The sequence below is a fragment of the Actinopolyspora xinjiangensis genome (assembly GCF_900104475.1).
In the GTDB taxonomy this organism is placed as follows: Bacteria; Actinomycetota; Actinomycetes; order Mycobacteriales; family Pseudonocardiaceae; genus Actinopolyspora; species Actinopolyspora xinjiangensis.
Window position 1 is genome coordinate 141,497 of record NZ_FNJR01000013.1, and the last position, 16,573, is coordinate 158,069.

The 16,573-nt window shown below is 67.7% G+C and carries 14 protein-coding genes; 6 read left to right on the plus strand and 8 right to left on the minus strand.

Annotation, left to right across the window (positions count from 1 at the left end; all coding sequences use genetic code 11):
- Positions 1–180 precede the first annotated feature (180 nt).
- Entirely contained in the window at positions 181–1,293 is a 1,113-nt protein-coding gene (locus BLQ75_RS19090) for a J domain-containing protein (RefSeq protein WP_092604045.1), read from the plus strand.
- A 460-nt stretch (positions 1,294–1,753) separates the two neighbouring features.
- Complete coding sequence (locus BLQ75_RS19095) at positions 1,754–3,079, plus strand: CynX/NimT family MFS transporter (RefSeq protein WP_211481468.1); 1,326 nt, start codon at positions 1,754–1,756, stop codon at positions 3,077–3,079.
- 17 nt (positions 3,080–3,096) lie between these two features.
- Here BLQ75_RS19095 and BLQ75_RS19100 read toward each other — a convergent pair whose 3' ends face one another.
- From BLQ75_RS19100 to BLQ75_RS19130, 7 genes are all read right to left on the minus strand, one after another.
- Positions 3,097–4,695: a beta-N-acetylhexosaminidase gene (locus tag BLQ75_RS19100; RefSeq protein WP_092604047.1), complete on the minus strand. Its 1,599-nt coding sequence runs from the start codon at positions 4,693–4,695 to the stop codon at positions 3,097–3,099.
- The gene (locus BLQ75_RS19105; RefSeq protein WP_092604048.1) at positions 4,692–5,588 is read right to left on the minus strand and encodes a carbohydrate ABC transporter permease; all 897 of its coding nucleotides are present in this window, start codon (positions 5,586–5,588) and stop codon (positions 4,692–4,694) included. The genes BLQ75_RS19100 and BLQ75_RS19105 overlap by 4 nt, the downstream gene beginning before the upstream one ends.
- A complete protein-coding gene (locus BLQ75_RS19110) occupies positions 5,585–6,571 on the minus strand; it encodes a carbohydrate ABC transporter permease (protein WP_092604049.1) in 987 nt (328 codons plus the stop codon). The genes BLQ75_RS19105 and BLQ75_RS19110 overlap by 4 nt, the downstream gene beginning before the upstream one ends.
- Before the next feature lie 32 nt (positions 6,572–6,603).
- Complete coding sequence (locus BLQ75_RS19115) at positions 6,604–7,887, minus strand: extracellular solute-binding protein (RefSeq protein ID WP_092604050.1); 1,284 nt, start codon at positions 7,885–7,887, stop codon at positions 6,604–6,606.
- 301 nt (positions 7,888–8,188) lie between these two features.
- Complete coding sequence (locus tag BLQ75_RS19120) at positions 8,189–9,319, minus strand: lactonase family protein (RefSeq protein ID WP_092604051.1); 1,131 nt, start codon at positions 9,317–9,319, stop codon at positions 8,189–8,191.
- A 292-nt stretch (positions 9,320–9,611) separates the two neighbouring features.
- Positions 9,612–11,216: an N-acyl-D-amino-acid deacylase family protein gene (locus BLQ75_RS19125; RefSeq protein ID WP_092604052.1), complete on the minus strand. Its 1,605-nt coding sequence runs from the start codon at positions 11,214–11,216 to the stop codon at positions 9,612–9,614.
- Positions 11,217–11,311: 95 nt separating this feature from the next.
- The gene (locus BLQ75_RS19130; protein ID WP_170837572.1) at positions 11,312–12,604 is read right to left on the minus strand and encodes an amino acid deaminase; all 1,293 of its coding nucleotides are present in this window, start codon (positions 12,602–12,604) and stop codon (positions 11,312–11,314) included.
- A gap of 198 nt (positions 12,605–12,802) precedes the next feature.
- Here BLQ75_RS19130 and BLQ75_RS19135 point away from each other — a divergent pair, with 198 nt between their 5' ends.
- From BLQ75_RS19135 to BLQ75_RS19145, 3 genes are all read left to right on the plus strand, one after another.
- Complete coding sequence (locus BLQ75_RS19135; protein WP_092604054.1) at positions 12,803–13,555, plus strand: IclR family transcriptional regulator; 753 nt, start codon at positions 12,803–12,805, stop codon at positions 13,553–13,555.
- A gap of 25 nt (positions 13,556–13,580) precedes the next feature.
- The gene (locus BLQ75_RS19140; RefSeq protein WP_092604055.1) at positions 13,581–13,970 is read left to right on the plus strand and encodes a RidA family protein; all 390 of its coding nucleotides are present in this window, start codon (positions 13,581–13,583) and stop codon (positions 13,968–13,970) included.
- Positions 13,971–14,330: 360 nt separating this feature from the next.
- On the plus strand, positions 14,331–15,251 hold the full coding sequence (locus BLQ75_RS19145; protein WP_244515724.1) for an endonuclease/exonuclease/phosphatase family protein: 921 nt from the start codon (positions 14,331–14,333) through the stop codon (positions 15,249–15,251).
- A 59-nt stretch (positions 15,252–15,310) separates the two neighbouring features.
- Here BLQ75_RS19145 and BLQ75_RS19150 read toward each other — a convergent pair whose 3' ends face one another.
- Positions 15,311–15,727 carry a DUF1844 domain-containing protein gene (locus BLQ75_RS19150; protein ID WP_211481469.1) on the minus strand — a complete coding sequence of 139 codons (417 nt, stop codon included), beginning with the start codon at positions 15,725–15,727 and terminating at the stop codon, positions 15,311–15,313.
- A gap of 212 nt (positions 15,728–15,939) precedes the next feature.
- Between BLQ75_RS19150 and infC the strand changes: the two genes are divergently transcribed.
- Complete coding sequence (infC, locus tag BLQ75_RS19155; protein ID WP_092604087.1) at positions 15,940–16,554, plus strand: translation initiation factor IF-3; 615 nt, start codon at positions 15,940–15,942, stop codon at positions 16,552–16,554.
- The last annotated feature ends 19 nt before the right edge of the window (positions 16,555–16,573 follow it).

Here is a 16,573-nt window from a genome sequence, read left to right on the forward strand (position 1 = left end):
CACGAGCGGAACGAGGCGAACCGGACCTCGACGGAGATCGGACACTGTGTACTCTTTTCCCCCGCGTGCCGGTGTGTGCCGCCGTGCGGGGCCGACCCGTGTCTCGTTCGGCAGCCCGCGGAACGCCGCCGAGCACACCCGCGTCGTCACAGTGTCGGAACGGAAGGTGGGCGCAGCAGCGTGAGCGGGGTCGACTACTACGAGCTGCTCGGGGTGTCTCGCGAAGCCTCCGCCGCGGAGATCAAGTCGGCCTACCGGTCGCTTGCCCGTGTCATGCACCCCGACGCCGGCGGAACGGCGGGAACCTTCCGCTCCCTGCAGGAGGCCTACGAGACCCTCAGCGACCCCGTACGTCGTGCGGCCTACGACCGGGGCGACACTTCCACCGCCACTGGACGGGACAACCACGGCGGTCCGGTCCGCCGTCGCCGTCAGTCCAAGGGACGTGGGGACAGACGTGATTTCGGGGCCGATCCGAACTTCGTGCCTCCGGCTCCGGAGCCCGACGTCGAGCGGCTGCGGTGGTGGAACGAAGTGAACCCGGAACAACCGGTCCGCTATGTTCCCCGCGCCGTGTACCGACGAGGCGAGGTACTGGGCACCATCGGTGGATGGGCGCTGCTGCTGCCCGTGGTGTTGATGAGCGATGCCTGGCCGCTGTTACTGGTGCTGTGGCTCATGCCGGCCGTTGCCGTCGCCGGGGTCTACCGCCGTGCTCCCGAGTATCTCCCCCCTGCCGAGGAGGACCGGGCGTTTCTGTCCGAGTTCGGTCGTTGCGCCGTGTTCGGAGCTCCGGACGGGGTGAGGGGGGAGTCCGGTGAGCGCTTCACGGCCATGTTGCTGGCGGACTACTTCACCCGTATGCCGGGTGTCAAGGTGTTCCACGGGCTCTCCTGGCCCGGATCGGTCTTCGCCGACATCGACCACGCCGTGCTGTGCGGCAGGCGTCTGGTGCTGATCGAGTCGAAGATGTGGTTGCCCGGGCACTACACCGCCGACGCGGACGGCACGCTGCGCCGCAACGGCGGGAAGTTCCGGGGCGGGGGCACCAGGCTCCCGGAAGGGATCGCCGCCTACCGCGAGCTGCTCGACGACATCGAGGTGGTGGGAGCGCTCGTGATCTATCCGAGCCGGGCGGGTGAGATCACCGCGAGCGAATCCCCCACGACCGCTCCGGCGCCTCCGATGACGCCCGAGGGATTCGTCCGAGAGGTCGGCCAGTACCTCGCCCGTGAGCCCGCCGTGGTGCACCGTGACGCCTTTCGGACGGTGCTGGCTCGCGTCGTTCCCTGACGTACCGCGGTTTTCCGTCCAGCGGGGTGAGACCTCACCTCCCCGGGGCCGGTGGCACAAAAATGATCTTCCCGATTCCGCGGGTGGTGTGGTAGGAGGTTTCCTCCTCGTCGTTCGCCCGATGATTCAGCTGTGATCCGCGAACCCGAAAGGTGGCCTACCGGTTTCGGGTTCTTCGCGGGAAATGATGATCTTGATTCTGCGGAATCGGGGTTTCGTGTCCGATGAAAAACGTCGGTTTCGAGTTGAATTTCCCTCCATCTGCGGTCGCTCGGAAGCGTGATAAAGCGTTGACCGGCGACTTTTCTTGCTTCGGGGATTCTGTGAAAAATATTCATTTGATAATGTCACTCCACAATTCCCGGAAAATGAAATGTGATTCATGTTGAATGATACCACTGGAATCGCCGGGAGTGGGGCCGGCGTTCCGAAAAGGAACAAATCGAATGCCTTCTCGCTTTTGCTCTCCGCCGCGGGGATACTGATCGTCGCGATCAATCTGCGTCCCGCCATAGCGTCGGTGGCTCCCGTGGTCGGCCAGATCCAGTCGGAGACGGGGCTGTCGAACACGGCCACCGGACTGCTCACCACAGTCCCGCTGCTGTGCTTCGTGCTGCTGTCGACCACCGCCCCACGGTTGGGAAGAAGCTACGGCGAGGAGCGGACCATAGCGCTGGCGCTGTTGCTGCTGTTGGCGGGAATCCTGCTGCGCGTCGTTCCCGCCGCCGTCGCGCTGTTCGGCGGAACGGTGCTCGTGGGTATCGCCATCACCGGTGGCAACGTGCTGATTCCCACAGTGATCAAAAAACGTTTCGGCTCTCAGAGCGGTGTCATGACGGGGTTGTACACCATGGGCATCAGCATCGGTACGGCGGCCGCCGCCGGGCTGACGATTCCCTGGCAGCAGCTCGCGGGAGTCGGCTGGCGCACGGCGTTGGCGGTGTGGGCCGTCCCCGTGGGGTTGGCGGTGTTGCTCTGGCTCCCCCAACATCGTGAGGGCAGGCCCACGTCGGGAGGGACGACCGGCAGCCTCCGGGGTGGACAGGCCTGGCGCAGCGCGTTGGGGTGGGGGGTCACGGGTTTCTTCGCATTGCTGTCGTTGACCTTCTACACCGTGATCGCTTGGCTGCCCAAGATGCTGACCGAGAGCGGTATGGACCCCGCCACCGGTGGGCAGATGCTTTCACTGGCCAACCTCGTGGGAATTCCCTTCTCGCTGACCGCGCCCATCGTGGCGGCCCGGAGCAGTCGGCAGGTGTGGATCACCACCTCCTTTCCCGGACTGTTGCTCCTCGGACTGCTGGGGCTCACCCTCTCCCCCGGAGTCGGGACGGTGCTCTGGGTGCTGATCCTGGGGGTCGGCCTCGGTGGAACGATCGGGATCGGTTTCATGCTGGTCGTGCTGCGGGCGGCCGATTCTCAGGGTGCGGCCGCGCTCGCGGCGATGTCGCAGACGGCCGGCTACTCGGTGGCCGCGACCGGTCCGATCCTGACCGGCGCACTGCGCGATCTCACCGGATCGTGGACACTACCGTTGCTTTCACTGTGCCTGCTGGTCGCGATCCAGATTCCGATAGGGATGTTCGTTGGGCAGAACCGCCAGTTCGGCGGCACCGGAGGTACCGGTCAGGTCGTGCTGCGTTCCCGGGTGACGTACCCGCGGTCCTCGGGCCGAAGCTGGACATCCTTCACCGCGCGGAGGCCCGAGGTGCGGGAGGAGCCGTTCGTCCCGGGCGACGACGAGCGTTTTCCGGCGGAGGGCAGCTCGGTGACGCGGGACACCTGAATCCGCCGGGAGCTCGCTCAACGGGGATCACCGGGTACGCCGGGGCGTTTCTGCCAGGGCATCGGTCCCTCCAGCGGGCGGAACTCCACCCCGAACGCGGTCAGCCGGTCGAGGTGCTCGGACTCCAGCCGGGCACGGAAACGTGAGAAGTCCCGCACCGCGCTCCGCGACCAGGCGACCTCGGCGAAGGCGCACAGCCGGGGGAAGGCCGCGTAGTCGACCCTGGACGGTGAGTCGAGGTGCTCGGTCCACACCTGCGCCTGCGTCCCCAGGACGTGTTGGAAGACCGAACTCGGCGACTCCGCCGGTACCGGTTCGTAGGCGTAGACGTCCTCGAGCGTGCGGACGAATCCGACCGGAACCGGCTCGTCCGGATCGTCGGACTGCCGGTGGTCCAGGTACACCCGCTGTTCGGGGCACATGACCGTGTCGTACCCGGCGTCGGCGGCTCGGAGGCCGGCTGCCTCGTCCCGCCACGAGGCCACGATGCAGCCGGTCGGCGGCCGCTCACCGGAGTCGAGCGCCTCGTCCCAGCTGAGGGCGCGTCTGCCGTTGGTGTGCAGGTGATCGATGATCCGACGCAGGAACCACCCGTGCAGCCGTGCCGGTTCCGAGAGGCCGAGCGCTTCACTACGCCGCACGGATCGGGGATCGCGCTCCCACTCGTGGGGCGGCACCTCGTCCCCTCCCACGCATATGACGGGGGAGGGGAACACGCTCATCACGTGGTCGAACACTCGGCGGAAGAACTCCACCGTGCTCTCCTCCGCGTTGAGCACGTGCTCGCTGACACCCCAGCCGGTCCACACCTCCAGCTTTCGTCGCGGATCGTTCCCCAGCTCGGGGTAGGAGGCGATGGCGGCCTGACAGTGCCCGGGTACGTCGATCTCGGGAACGACGGTGATTCGGTGTTCGGCGGCGTGGGCGACGATCTCGGTCAGATCCGATTCGGTGTAGTACCCCCCGTGGGGTCGGTCGACGTAACCGGCGTGGGGGCCCGCGCCCAGCTGGGAGCCCTTTCGCCAGGCGCCGATCTCGGTGAGCCGGGGCAGCCCCGGAACCTCGACGCGCCATCCCTGGTCGTCGGTCAGGTGCAGGTGCAGCACGTTGAGCTTGTGTGCAGCCAGCAGCTCGACGAACCGCAGTACTTCGCGCTTGGGCATGAAGTGTCGCGCCAGGTCCAGGTGACAGCCGCGCCAGGAGAACCGTGGGTGGTCCTCGATCTCGCCGCACGGCAGCGGCCACGGACCCCGTCGGACCGGGGAGTCACGCCACGCGTCCGCCCCGAGCAGCTGACGCAGGGTCTGAGCGGCGTAGTGGGCGCCGGACTCGTCGTGTGCCTCGGCTCGGACGCCCCGCTCGGTGATCTCGATCCGATACCCCTCGGGAACGGCGATCTTCTCGGGGGCGATCCGGAACCGGACGTCGCCGTGTTCGGCCTCGGCAAGGGGAAGACCGGTGGCCGCGCCCACGTGCCTGCGCAACCATTCCCCGGCGGCGGTGTCGCCCGAGACCGTGGTGTTCCTGTCCAGTGTGAACGTGCCCGGTGCCGGTAGCACCCGCACGGGGCGTGGCACCACCGAGTCCAGCGGTGGCGGTGCGGTGCTAGTGCTCAAGCCTTCACCGCCCCCGCGATCCCCGAGACCAGATGACGCTGTACGAACACGAAGAACACCAGTACCGGGATGGTCATCAGCGTCGATCCCGCCATGATGGCTCCCCAGTCGTTGCCGGTCGGTTTGAAGAAGACCAGGATCGCCAGCGGCAGCGTTTGGTTCTCCGTCGCCGAGATGATGAAAGTCTTGGCGAACAGGAAGTCGTTCCAGGCGTGGATGAACGACAACACGCTCATCGCGACCAGGCCCGGTGCGACCAGCGGGAAGAGCACCTGCCAGGTGAATCGGAACCTGCCGGCGCCGTCCAGGGTGGCCGCCTCCTCCAACTCGGTGGGAACGGCCGCGACGAAGCCGCGCAGCATCCAGATCGCGAACGGCAGACTGAAGGCCAGGTGCACCAGGATCAACGAGCCGAGGTGGTTCAACCCGAACCACGGAGCCACCGAACCCACCGAGCGCATCAGGAAGAACAGCGGAATGGTCAGCGCTTCCACCGGCACCATCTGGGCCACCAGGATCATCACCAGCAGCACCGTTCTGCCGCGAAAGCGGAACCGGGTCAGGGCCACCGCGGCCAGGAACGACAGCACCAGCGAGATGAGCACGACCACTCCCGCCACGACCACGCTGTTCAGGAAGTACCTGCCGAAGTTGTCCACAGTGAATACTTGGCGGAAATTCTCCAGCGTGGGGGAGAGTGTCCACGGACGCGGGTCGGTTGACTGGATCTGACCTGCCGGTTTGAATGCCGTGAGCACCATCCAGTAGAGCGGAAAGGCGATAGTGGCCGCCACGAGCACCGTCGCGATCTCGGCCAGCGTCCTCCCGGGACGTTTTCCCGGTAGCACGCGGCCGGTGACGCCGCGTTTCGGGCCGCGCGCCGTGATTGTCATGTACTTTCCCCCGTGCCTCGTTGTAGTCGCAGGTAAATCACTGTGATCACCAACAGCAGGACGGTCATCACCACTCCGATGGCGGAGCCCATTCCGTAGTTCGAACCCGCGAACGCCTCCTGGTAGGCGTATACGTTGAGTACCAGATTCTGTCCCGCGATTCCGCCGCCGTCGGTCATCACGTATATCTGCGTGAAAATCTTGAAGTCCCAGATGATCGACTGGATGGTGGCGATCACCAACAACGGGCGCAGCATGGGCAGCAGCACGCTCCGTGTGGTTCGCCACGCCGACGCTCCGTCCAGCGAGGCGGCTTCGACGATCTCGTTCGGCACCGCCTTGATGCCCGCGTACATGGTCACCATCACGAAGGGGAAGGAGCACCAGACGACCTCACCCGCCACCAGGGCGAAGGCGGTGAACCGGTCGTAGGTCCAGGAAAACCCCGACATGCTCTGCCAGCCGAGTCCGCTCAGCACTTCGTTGACCAGTCCGAAGTCCTGGTCGAACAGGAAGAGCCACACGGTCGAGCCCGCCACGGCCGGGGTCGCCCACGCGCCGAGCGCGGCCAGGAATAGCAGCGTGCGGGGCAGCCAACGGACCCTGCTGGCCAGCACGGCCAGCACGATCCCCACCGCCAGGCTGCCCAGCACGCAGACCGCGGCGAATCCGCAGGTGTTGAGCAGCACCATCCAGAACCGGCCGTCACCGAGCAGCGTCGTGTAGTTGCCCAGTCCGAGGAACTCCAGCGGTGCTCCGCCGCTGGCCTGCGCCTGTCCGTACTCGTACAGCGACAGCTGCACGAGCTGGTAGAGCGGATAGGCCATGACCGCGATCAGCAGTATCCCAGCCGGTGCCAGGTAGAGCGCGGCGGCGCGGGCCTGTCCGTTACCGCTACCGCGCCTCGGACGACGAGCACCTCGCGTCGTCGGTGCGCCGGGTGGGTTCTTCGCGTCCGGCTCGGTGGTCAGCTCGGTTGTCATCGGCTGGAACCTGTTCCTGATGCGGGGAGGGGCTACTCGCCGAACGTGCTGTTCATGCGGCGTGCCGCTTCTTCGGTGGCCGCGCGAACGTCTTCGCCGGTGGCGATCCGTTGCGCCATCGTCGGCAGGATCTCCTGCGCGTCGATCTCGGACCACGCCGGAGTGCTCGGCACGAATCGGGTTCCCGCCTGCAGGGTCTCGATGAAGGGCTCTACGGCGGGGTCGTCGGCGGCGACCTTGTCCTGGACGTCCTCGAAGGTGGGAAGATAGCTCATCGCCTCGTACATCTCGCGCTGGTACTTCTTGCCCGCCAGCACTTTGATGAACTCCTGGGCCAGCGTGGAGTGGTTCGAGGAGCGCATCACACCGAGCAGGTTCCCGCCCGCGAAGGCCGGCGCGACCGAACCGGGCTTCCGCCCCGGCAAGGGGATCACGTCGTAGTCGTCGCCCGCGGCTCCCTCGTCGACAGCGGTGCGGTTGAAGTCGCCGCCGATCGTCATGGCCGCCTTGCCGCCGGCGAAGGCCTGCACGCTCTCGGTCCCGGTCATCTGGGAGCACTGGTCGGGTGGACAGATCGACGGGTCGAGTAGTCGGGTGTAGGTGCGGATGCCTCGGCGGGCGGCCTCGGTGTCGACGGCGGATCGCCACGAACCGTCCTCGCGTTCGGCGAGTTCACCGCCGAAGGCCCAGACGAACGGCATCATCGCGTAGGTGTACTTGCCCCCGGCCGCGATACCGTACATGTCCGGCCGCTGCGAACGGATCGTACGAGCCGTCTCCACGAGTTCGTCGAGAGTGCGCGGTGGTTCGAGGCCCATATCCTCGAAAACGTCGGTGCGGTAGTACAACGCCCTCACGCCGGTGAACCAGGGGACGCCGTAGATCTTGCCGTCCGCTTTCGCGGTGTCCAGCACCGAATCGGACAGGTCGGAGGCGGCGGGCCAGTTCTCGACCATGCCAGTGAGGTCCGACATCCCGCCCGCCGCTACGTAGCTGGCGAGGTCGGTGTTGCCGAACTCCGCGACGTCGGGGGCGCTGGAAGGGTCGTTGAAAGCTCCGGTGAATCGTTCCGATCGTGTGTCCACAGCGATATAGCGGACATCGACGGTGACGTCCTCGTGATCGCTCTCGAACTCCCGCACCGCGGCGTCGACCACTTCTTCCTTCGGCTCCCGATTGGCCTCGTCGAACAACCAGACCCGGAGGGTTCCTGTCCGGCTGTCCTCACCGGAGCCGGACTGGTCGACCTGCGGTGGGCCACATCCCACCAGCAACGTGGCCGTGATCGTGGCGGTGGCTAATTTCCAGAACCGCATGACACCTCCGTTGCTTTTCGTGCAACGTCTGTTCTGGTATGTGCAATGTGGTCGATGCTAGGTGGGCAGGGGAGCGTACACAAGGTCTAGACCTGCAGGAGTCCATCGCGGATCGAACCGCGTCGGCCGAGCACGTGCACTGAACGTGCTTTCCCCGGTTCCGGAGGGGACGCTCATCGTCGAGCGTGCGGGGCGGGAACGTGGCGGGTGCCGTCCTTCGCGGTCGGCCCCGCCGCGCCGTCCGGCGGGGCCGAACTCTCCGCCGTCGCTTCCGCGTCGAGCACCCGCACGATGAGGTCGGCTACAGCGCCACCATCGCCACACCGGGGGCCATCACCGTGTCGACCACCGGACGCAGTTCGCCCGTGACCGTGTCACGCGGCAGGCGGGTCACCGTGCCCGAGTTCTGGTTGGCCACGTAGAGCCAACGGCCGCTGCCGTCGAGTGTGCAGTGCCGCGGCCAGGCCCCACCAGTGCCGATCGTGCCCACCAGGCGCAGTCGTGTTCCCCGATCGCACACCTCGAAGTGGGCGACTTCGTCGTCACCCCGGTTCGTGACGTAGCAGTCCCCCGCGGCTGTCACGACTACCTCGGCGGGATAGTTCTCCCCCTCGGCTCCTCTCGGTCGGGTGCTGACGCTCCCACCCGGTTCGAAGGTGCCCGTCGCGGCGTCCCACGCCAGTACTGTCACCGTGCTGGCCAGTTCGTTTACCAGGTACGCGTGCCCACCGTCGGGGCGGAAGGCCAGATGACGCGGTCCGCTCCCGGCGGACACGGACAGCCGCTGGTTCTCCCGCAGCTTGCCGGATTCGAGGTCGAGTCGGTAGGTGAACACCGCGTCCGCACCGAGGTCGACCGCGACGACCCACCACCCGCTCGGATCGGTCAGGACCTGGTGGGCGTGCGGCGCGCGCTGCTCCGAGGAGTGCCGAACCAGATCGGTCGACTCCCCGATCCCTCCGTCCGGCCGCAGCCGGTGGACCACGACGGTTCCGTCGGTGTAGTTGGCCGTCAGCAGAAAGCGCCCGCTGGGGTGCACGCTGAGGTGGGTGGGGCCGGCACCCCGGCTGGAGCGGGTGTTCAGGATCCTGGGGTTTCGCGGGTCGCGCAGGCTCAGCGCCGTCACCGAGCCCTCCGGGACCAGTTCGTTGGTGGCGTAGAGCACGTGGCGGTTCGGGGAGAACGCCAGCCATGACGCGTCGGGAATCCCCTCGACCGGGTGGGTTGGTCGCAGCTCTCCCGTCCCCAGGTCGTGGGCGGCCACGTCGAACCCCCTGCCGGGCGGGTCGGTCCAGCTGAAACTGCCGAGGTAGGCGGGTCTGAGGTGGCCCTCCATCCGCGCCGCCGCGGAACCGGGCAGTACCGCGGCGGCGGTGCCCGCGGCGCCCAGCGAGGCCAGTAACGTACGCCGGCTCAACGGATTCGCTGACATGACTCTCCTGTTCTCCGTTCGGCGCCCGGAGTGGACACCGGAGGTGGGGTCCGGGCGCCGTCTGGGGGAGGCGATCTTCGTCGCCTCAGTCTGCCCCAGCTCGCCGGGGTGGACTAGACCAAAATTCGCGATGGCGTTTTTCGGACGGACTCTTGCGTGGCGCCGGGCGAACTCGTCCGCGTGTTCGTGCGGAGCCTCAGGAACCGCCGCCGTGTCGTGACACTCGGCGCGGGAGCGCGGGGCACGGGAGTGCCGCCGGGCACCCTCCGACGGAGGGAACGGGAAACCCCGATCAGTGCGGGGCGCTCGCGCCGCGCCGGAGGGCACGGCCCGGGGTGGCGTCGTTGCGTACCCCGTGTTCGAGTACGGGGACACCGTTGACCAGCACGTGTTCGATGCCGCTCGGTAGTGCGCGCGGTTGTTCGAACGTCGCGTTGTCGCGGACCTCGTCCGGATCGAACAGCACGAGATCGGCGACCATCCCCGGACGTACGAGTCCCCGGTCGCGCAGACCCAGGCGGCGGGCCGGTGCGGAGGTCATGTGGCGGACGCATTCCGACAGGTCCAGGAGCCCCAGCTCCCGGACGTAGCGAGCCAGGTACCGGGGGAACGTTCCCCAGCCACGCGGATGCGGTCGTTCGCCGGTCAGCAGACCGTCGGTGCCGACCGTGTGAACCCGGTGTCCCATGATGGCGCGCACGTTCTCCTCGTGACCGACGTGCATCAGGCAGGAACTGCCCAGCTCGTCGGAAAGCAGTGTGTCCAGGTAGAGCTCACCGGCAGCGACCCCGACCGATTCGGCCGCCTCCGCTATGCTCCTTCCCAGGAGGTGTCCCGTCCTGTCGGGGTGGCGCACTCCGTTGACCTCGATGACACTCCAGTCGATCGGCACGCCGTGCGCTCCGTCGGAGCCCTCCACCTCCAGTTCCCGCAGGATGCGTTCCCGGGTACTTGGGTCGGAAAGCCGCAGCAGCGTGGTCTCGACCCCACCGCCGAACACCCAGCTCGGAAGCAGTGCGTGCAGCGAGGTGCAACCGGCGAGGTAGGGGTAGGAATCCAGGGTGACGTCGACGCCCGAGTCCAGCGCCTCGTCCAGCATCCGCAGCAGTTCGGGTGCCCGCCCGCGGTTGACCTCGAAGTTCACGGTCGCGTGCGCGAGGTGCAGCGCGCAGTCGCTCTCCCGGCTGATCCCGATCATCTCCTCGTAGCCCGCCAGCGCTCCAGCCCCGTAGCTGCGGTGGTGGGGACAGTGGTAACCGCCGTGCTCGGCGACCACCTCGCACAGCGAGGCCAGTTCGGAGGTGGTGGCGTACATGCCCGGCGCGTAGGTCAGACCGGAGGACATGCCGAACGCCCCCTCGGACAGCGCCCGTGCCAGCTCCCGGCGCATCCGTCCCAGCTCCGAGTCCGAAGCGGGGCGGTTCTCCGGTCCCACGCACAGCATCCGCAGGGTGCCGTGCGGGACCAGATAGGCCGCGTTGGTGGCGATTCCGTCGTCGAGGCGATCGAGGTACTCGGCCACCGTGCGCCAGTTCCAGTCGAGATCGGGCGGGTCGCCGTTCCAGCCCGTCAGCTGTTTGCGCAGGTCCGGTAGCGTCCTGTCGTCGACGGGGGCGTAGGACAGTCCGTCCTGACCGATCACTTCCGTGGTCACCCCCTGCGCCACCTTCGCCGTGTGCCACGGATCGGTGAGCAGTGCCAGGTCGGAGTGCGCGTGCATGTCGACGAACCCGGGGGCCAGCACCAGGCCGTCGGCTTCGACGGTGCGCCTCCCGCGTGGCACGCCGGGGCGATCGACAGCCGAGACACGCCCGGACTCGATCGAGACGTCGGCTGCGTAGGCCGGGGCGCCGCTGCCGTCGACCACCCGGGCACCGCGAATCACGATCTCGTCCACACTCGACTCCGTTCTGTCGGGAGTTGTTCCTCGACCGGGGACCGGTTCGGCGGATCGTTCACCGCCTCGGAAAGCGCCCGTCGCGGTCGCCGGGGTCAGAAGAAAGTGCGCACCAGGTCGATGACCTCCGTACCATCGACCAGCGGTACGAGTTGCCACTTGTCGAAAGTCGTGCAGGGGTGCGAGAGGCCGCACTCCACCCAGTCCCCCACGGCGATCCCGGAGTCGGAGGGCACCGACATGAAGGCGTGCTGGTCCGCCAGCTCGGTGATGCGCGAGGCGGTCAGTGGGCGCGTGGTGCCGTCCCGCGCCAGCAGGGTGCGCGGCTGGGGTGGTTCCTGGTCGAAGGACGCGTCCCGCCTGCCCAGGGTGAGCAACGCCAGCCCGGGATCGGGGCGGGAGATCACCTGGGCGAGGATCCGCATGGCGGCCCGGAAGGGCTGCTCGGGTCCCGCCAGGCGGTGGGCGCGTCCGAACGGGGACATGGTGCGGTACAGGCCGTGGTCATGGGTGATGTACGAACCGCTCCGCAGCACGGGAATCACCGGCCGGTCCAGTTCCCACGGTGCGGTGAGGGCCTCGGCGACCTGGTCGAAGTAGGAACTTCCACCCGCCGTCACGATGATTCTCCCGGCATCGTCGAACATGCCGACCTCGGCGATGCGCGTGACCGTTTCGCGTATTCCCGCCAGGTAGGTGTCCACCGCGGTCAGATCCTCGTCACTGAGATCGTGCGAGATCGCCCCCTCGTAGCCGCTGACGCCCACCAGCCGCAGCACGGGGCTCGCCGCGACGGCGCGTGCGACCTCGACCGCCTCCGCGACGGTTCTGGCACCGGTGCGGCCGTGCTCTCCGCCGAGCTCCACGAGCACGTCGACGGGACGTCGTGGCCGTTCCTGCGCGAGGACTTCGGTCATCAGGCGCACGCCCGCCACGGAGTCCACCCAGCACCCGAACGAGAATCCCGGATCCGCGTCCAGTTCCCCGGCCAGCCAGCGCAGCCCGCTCACGTCGACCAACTGGTTGGCCAGTAGCACCCGACTTACCCCGAACGCGCGGTAGACCCTGAGCTGACTGATGGTGGCCGCGGTCATCGCCCAAGCGCCGTATTCCAGCTGCCGCTGGAACAGCTGTGGAGCCATGGTCGTCTTGCCGTGCGGTGCCAACAGCACCCCCCGGTCCGCGCACCACTCGGCCATCGTCGCCAGGTTGTGTTCCAGAGTCGGTCGGTCCAATAGCAGCAACGGACCCACGAAACCGTTCCGGGTGATGTCGGGGCGGGCCCGGAGGAACTCGGCGATCGTGCTTCCGAACGCTTCGGACGGCATCCCCTTGAAGCGCCAGTCGATCCGTTCGTCGTGAAGGGCTTCGACCTCGGCCCGGTCCATCGTCGCTGCCCGCACCAGATCTCCAATTGCGTTCAGTGCAACTGATATTGCATATATTGCTAGGATGTTGTCTAGCACCCAGCGTGATGGCCGTCAACGGAACCGGTTCCGGGGGATCGCCTCACTCACCGGCGCGGTCTGTTCGCGGTGTGACGTCGGCCGGTGAGAGTGGACAACGGGAGCGAGAGGGGCCGCGTGATGAGTCAGAGCCTGCGGCGCGGACTCGCGCTGTTGACCGAGTTGGCCGAAGGACCCCGCAACCTCGACCAGCTCGCCGAGGCGGTCGGAGTGCACAAGTCCACCGCGATGCGGTTGTTGCGCTCGCTGGAGGCGGACAGGTTCGTCAAACGCTCCGACACGCACCACTACCGGCTCGGGAGCGCCCTGTTCGAACTCGCCGATCGCGCCCTGGACGAGATCGACGTGCGGGACACGGCTCGTCCCCACCTACTCGAACTGGGGGAGAGCACCGGGCACACCGTCCACCTCGCGGTCCGCGAGAACGACCAGGTCGTCTACGTGGACAAGGTGGACAGTACCCACGCGGTGCGGATGTACTCCCGCGTGGGAGCACGGGCACCGCTGCACTGCACCGCGGTGGGAAAGGTGCTGCTCTCCGAGCTCGAACCCGTACAGCGTCGGGAGCTCGTCACCGCGTTGGACCGCCCCGCACTCACGGACAGCACCATCACCGATCCAGCGGAGTTGCTGGCCGAACTGGACCGGGTCTCACGGTCCGGTTATGCGGTCGACCGCGGCGAACACGAGGATTTCGTGCACTGCATAGCCGCCGGAGTGCGCGATCCCCGCGGTGAGATCGTCGCCGCCGTGTCGCTGTCGACGCCGAAAGTGCTCCTCGACCTCGACGGGCTGCTCGGGTTGACCGGCGAACTGTCCCACACCTGCGACCGTGTCTCGTTCGAGCTCGGTTGGCAGCCACAGGATCACTGAACCCCTCTCGAACAGGAGGAGACGAATGTCGCGGACCGTCGTGACGACTTCCAACGCCCCCACCCCACCGGCGGGAGTTCCGCTCTCGCAGGCGGTGTGCAAGGGCAACCTGGTGCAGGTGTCCGGCCAGACCGGGGTGGATCCCGCCACCGGCCGCCCGGTCTCCGACTCCGTCGCGGAGCAGACCGAGCAGGCGCTGCGCAACGTCTTCGCCATCCTGGAGGAGGCGGGAGCCGGGGTGGAGGATGTGCTCATGCTGCGGGTCTACCTCACCGACGTGACCCATTTCGCGGAGATGAACCAGACCTACGCCCGTGTGGTCGGAGAACCCTACCCGGCGCGAACCACGGTCTACGTGGGCTTGCCGCCCCACCTGCTCGTCGAGATCGACGCGTTGGCCGTGCGTGGGCAGTGAGGCGGTTCGCCTCCGAGGGGGCGGTGTCCGCCGAGACCGGCGCGGAACTCGGCCCGCCCCGTCCGGGGCGCCCGGCTGCGTTGCCGGTGGGATGTCGGTCCCGCCGCCCGGCCGCGCCGGTTCGGTGTGCGGAGACGGCGCGATCACCGCGGGGCTGCCCCACCATGAGAGGCGGAGTCACTTCCGTGCTCATGGGCTCCTCGCGCGTGTGCTCCGCCGCGTCCGCGCTCCGCCGTTCTCATCTTTTTCTTAGCCTCGGGCGTCAGACTGTCCGGGATGGCAAGGCGAACCACGCGACACGAACCCGAAACCGTCTCTGCTCCACCGTCGAACGGTACTCCGGCGCGGCGCCGTTCGGCGGTGGGAGCGTTGTTTCGCCCCTGGCGAGTCCGCGACACCGTCGTAGCCGGACTCGCGGGCCTGGTGAGCGTCGTGCTGCTCTGCCACCACCTGCTGCCGAACCCGATGGGGATCGGAACCTTGCTCGACAGTTTCGTTCCCTGGGTGGGACTCGCTGTCCCGCTGGTGGCGCTGCCCGCCTCGCTCGCGCGCTGCCGGGCCGCGGTGCTGCTGCTCGTCCCCGCGCTGGTCTGGGGACTCGTCTTCGGCCCCTCCGTTCTGCCGAGCGGGCGGTCCGGGAACGGGGGAGTGCGTGTGCTCACCCAGAACCTCTACGCGAGCAACACCGCGCCCCGCGCGACGCTGCGCGACGTCTCGAGGGCCGAGGCGGACATCGTCGGGCTGCAGGAGATCACCGCCGGGACCCGCCAGGTGGCGATCGAGACGCTGCGGGAGCGTTATCCCCATCACACCACCATGGGAACCGTCGGGCTCTGGAGTCGCTACCGCCTGACCGACGTTCGGCCGGTGGATCTCGGGCTGGGCTGGACCCGGGCCGTGCGGGCCACCGCGCACACTCCCGAGGGACCGATGGTGGTCTACGTGGCCCACCTTCCCTCGTTGCGACCGGACTCGGTGGAACAGCGTGACAAGGGGCTGCGCAGGCTCGGAGCCGCGGTGGCCGAGGAACCGGTCGAGGACGTCGTCCTGCTCGGCGACCTCAACACCGCGAGTACCGACCGGGCGCTGCGATCCCTCACCACCCGCCTGCCGAACGAGGCGGGCGAGGTCACGAGCGGCTTCGGGTTCACCTGGCCCGCCGCTTTCCCCGCCGTGCGGCTCGATCACGTGCTGTCCCGAGGAACGTCGGTGATCGACGCGGAGGTGGTCGACACGCGGGGCAGTGACCATCGCGCGGTGCGAGCGACGCTGGGCGGGTGAGCGGACCCTCGGAGCCTCGCGGAGCCGACGTGGGACGGGAAGGGGGCCGGGCTGTGACTTCAGCGGACCGGTCCGGTGTACTTCTCACCCGGCCCCTGGCCCGGCGGGTCGGGCTCGGCCGATGCCTCCCGGAAAGCGCGCTGCAGTGTCTGCAGCCCGTCCCGGAGCGCACCGGCGTGCGGTCCGAGGTACTCCACCGAGGCCGTGATCAGGCCCGCCAGCGAAGTGATCAACCGGCGTGCCTCGTCGAGGTCGCGCTCTGGGGACTCGTCGGGATCCTCCCCGGCCAGCCCCAGCTTCTCGGCGGCCGCCGACATCAGCATCACGGCGGCTTTGCTGATCACCTCGACGCTGGGAACATCGCCCAGCTCACGAACGTTGTCCGTGGTACCCGTGGCATCGAGGCCCTCCCCGGGGCGGCCGCCGTCCGGTGGTGAGACTGTTTCGGGGGACTCGGTTGGCTGCGACTCGGTCACGCCTGTTACTCTCACATGCGCGCAGCGCCCCCGGTCTTGCGGGGGCGGCAAAGTGGAGCCCCGCTCCCACCCACGTGGCCGTTTCTCAAGGTCGCCGGGTCCCGATCCCGTCGAGAACGTTGTTCGACGGCGGATTGAAGCGGTATTGCCATACCGGTTCGGTCGGTTGGAGTAAAAGGGTCTCGCGGATCCGGCAGGATGCCGCGAGGCGGCTGCATGCTCTAGGGGCGAGCTTCACGCCGCGGTGCAGCACGGAAACGCCATCGAACCGAGGAGGCCCCATCAGCTCCGAGACGCGCATCAACGACCGCATCCGTGTACCCGAGGTCCGTTTGGTCGGGCCGAACGGTGAACAGGTCGGCATCGTCCGCATCGAGGACGCACTCCGGCTCGCGGAGGAAGCGGAGCTGGATCTCGTCGAGGTCGCTCCGCAGGCGAAGCCGCCGGTGTGCAAACTCATGGACTACGGCAAGTTCAAGTACGAGAGTGCGCAGAAGGCTCGCGAGTCCCGCCGCAACCAGCAGCAGACCGTCATCAAGGAGCAGAAGCTCCGTCCCAAGATCGACCCGCACGACTACCAGACCAAGAAGGGGCATGTTTCGCGCTTTCTCGGCCAGGGTCACAAGGTCAAGGTGACGATCATGTTCCGCGGTCGTGAGCAGTCGCGCCCCGAGCTGGGGTTCCGGTTGTTGCAGCAGCTGGCCGACGATGTCTCCGAGCAGGGCTTCATCGAGGCCAAGCCCAAGCAGGACGGTCGCAACATGACCATGGTGCTGGCGCCGCACAAGACCGGTAAGGGCAACAAGAGCAAGGCGAACGCGTCGTAACGCGTAGCGCGGCAATCGG

Excerpts from the sequence above, each read along its gene's own strand:
- BLQ75_RS19120 (WP_092604051.1), bottom strand. The coding sequence starts at position 9,319 with ATGTCAGCGAATCCGTTGAGCCGGCGTACGTTACTGGCCTCGCTGGGC.
- BLQ75_RS19135 (WP_092604054.1), top strand. The coding sequence starts at position 12,803 with ATGAGTCAGAGCCTGCGGCGCGGACTCGCGCTGTTGACCGAGTTGGCC.
- BLQ75_RS19105 (WP_092604048.1), bottom strand. The coding sequence starts at position 5,588 with ATGACAATCACGGCGCGCGGCCCGAAACGCGGCGTCACCGGCCGCGTG.
- BLQ75_RS19115 (WP_092604050.1), bottom strand. The coding sequence starts at position 7,887 with ATGCGGTTCTGGAAATTAGCCACCGCCACGATCACGGCCACGTTGCTG.
- BLQ75_RS19140 (WP_092604055.1), top strand. The coding sequence starts at position 13,581 with ATGTCGCGGACCGTCGTGACGACTTCCAACGCCCCCACCCCACCGGCG.
- BLQ75_RS19130 (WP_170837572.1), bottom strand. The coding sequence starts at position 12,604 with ATGGACCGGGCCGAGGTCGAAGCCCTTCACGACGAACGGATCGACTGG.
- BLQ75_RS19110 (WP_092604049.1), bottom strand. The coding sequence starts at position 6,571 with ATGACAACCGAGCTGACCACCGAGCCGGACGCGAAGAACCCACCCGGC.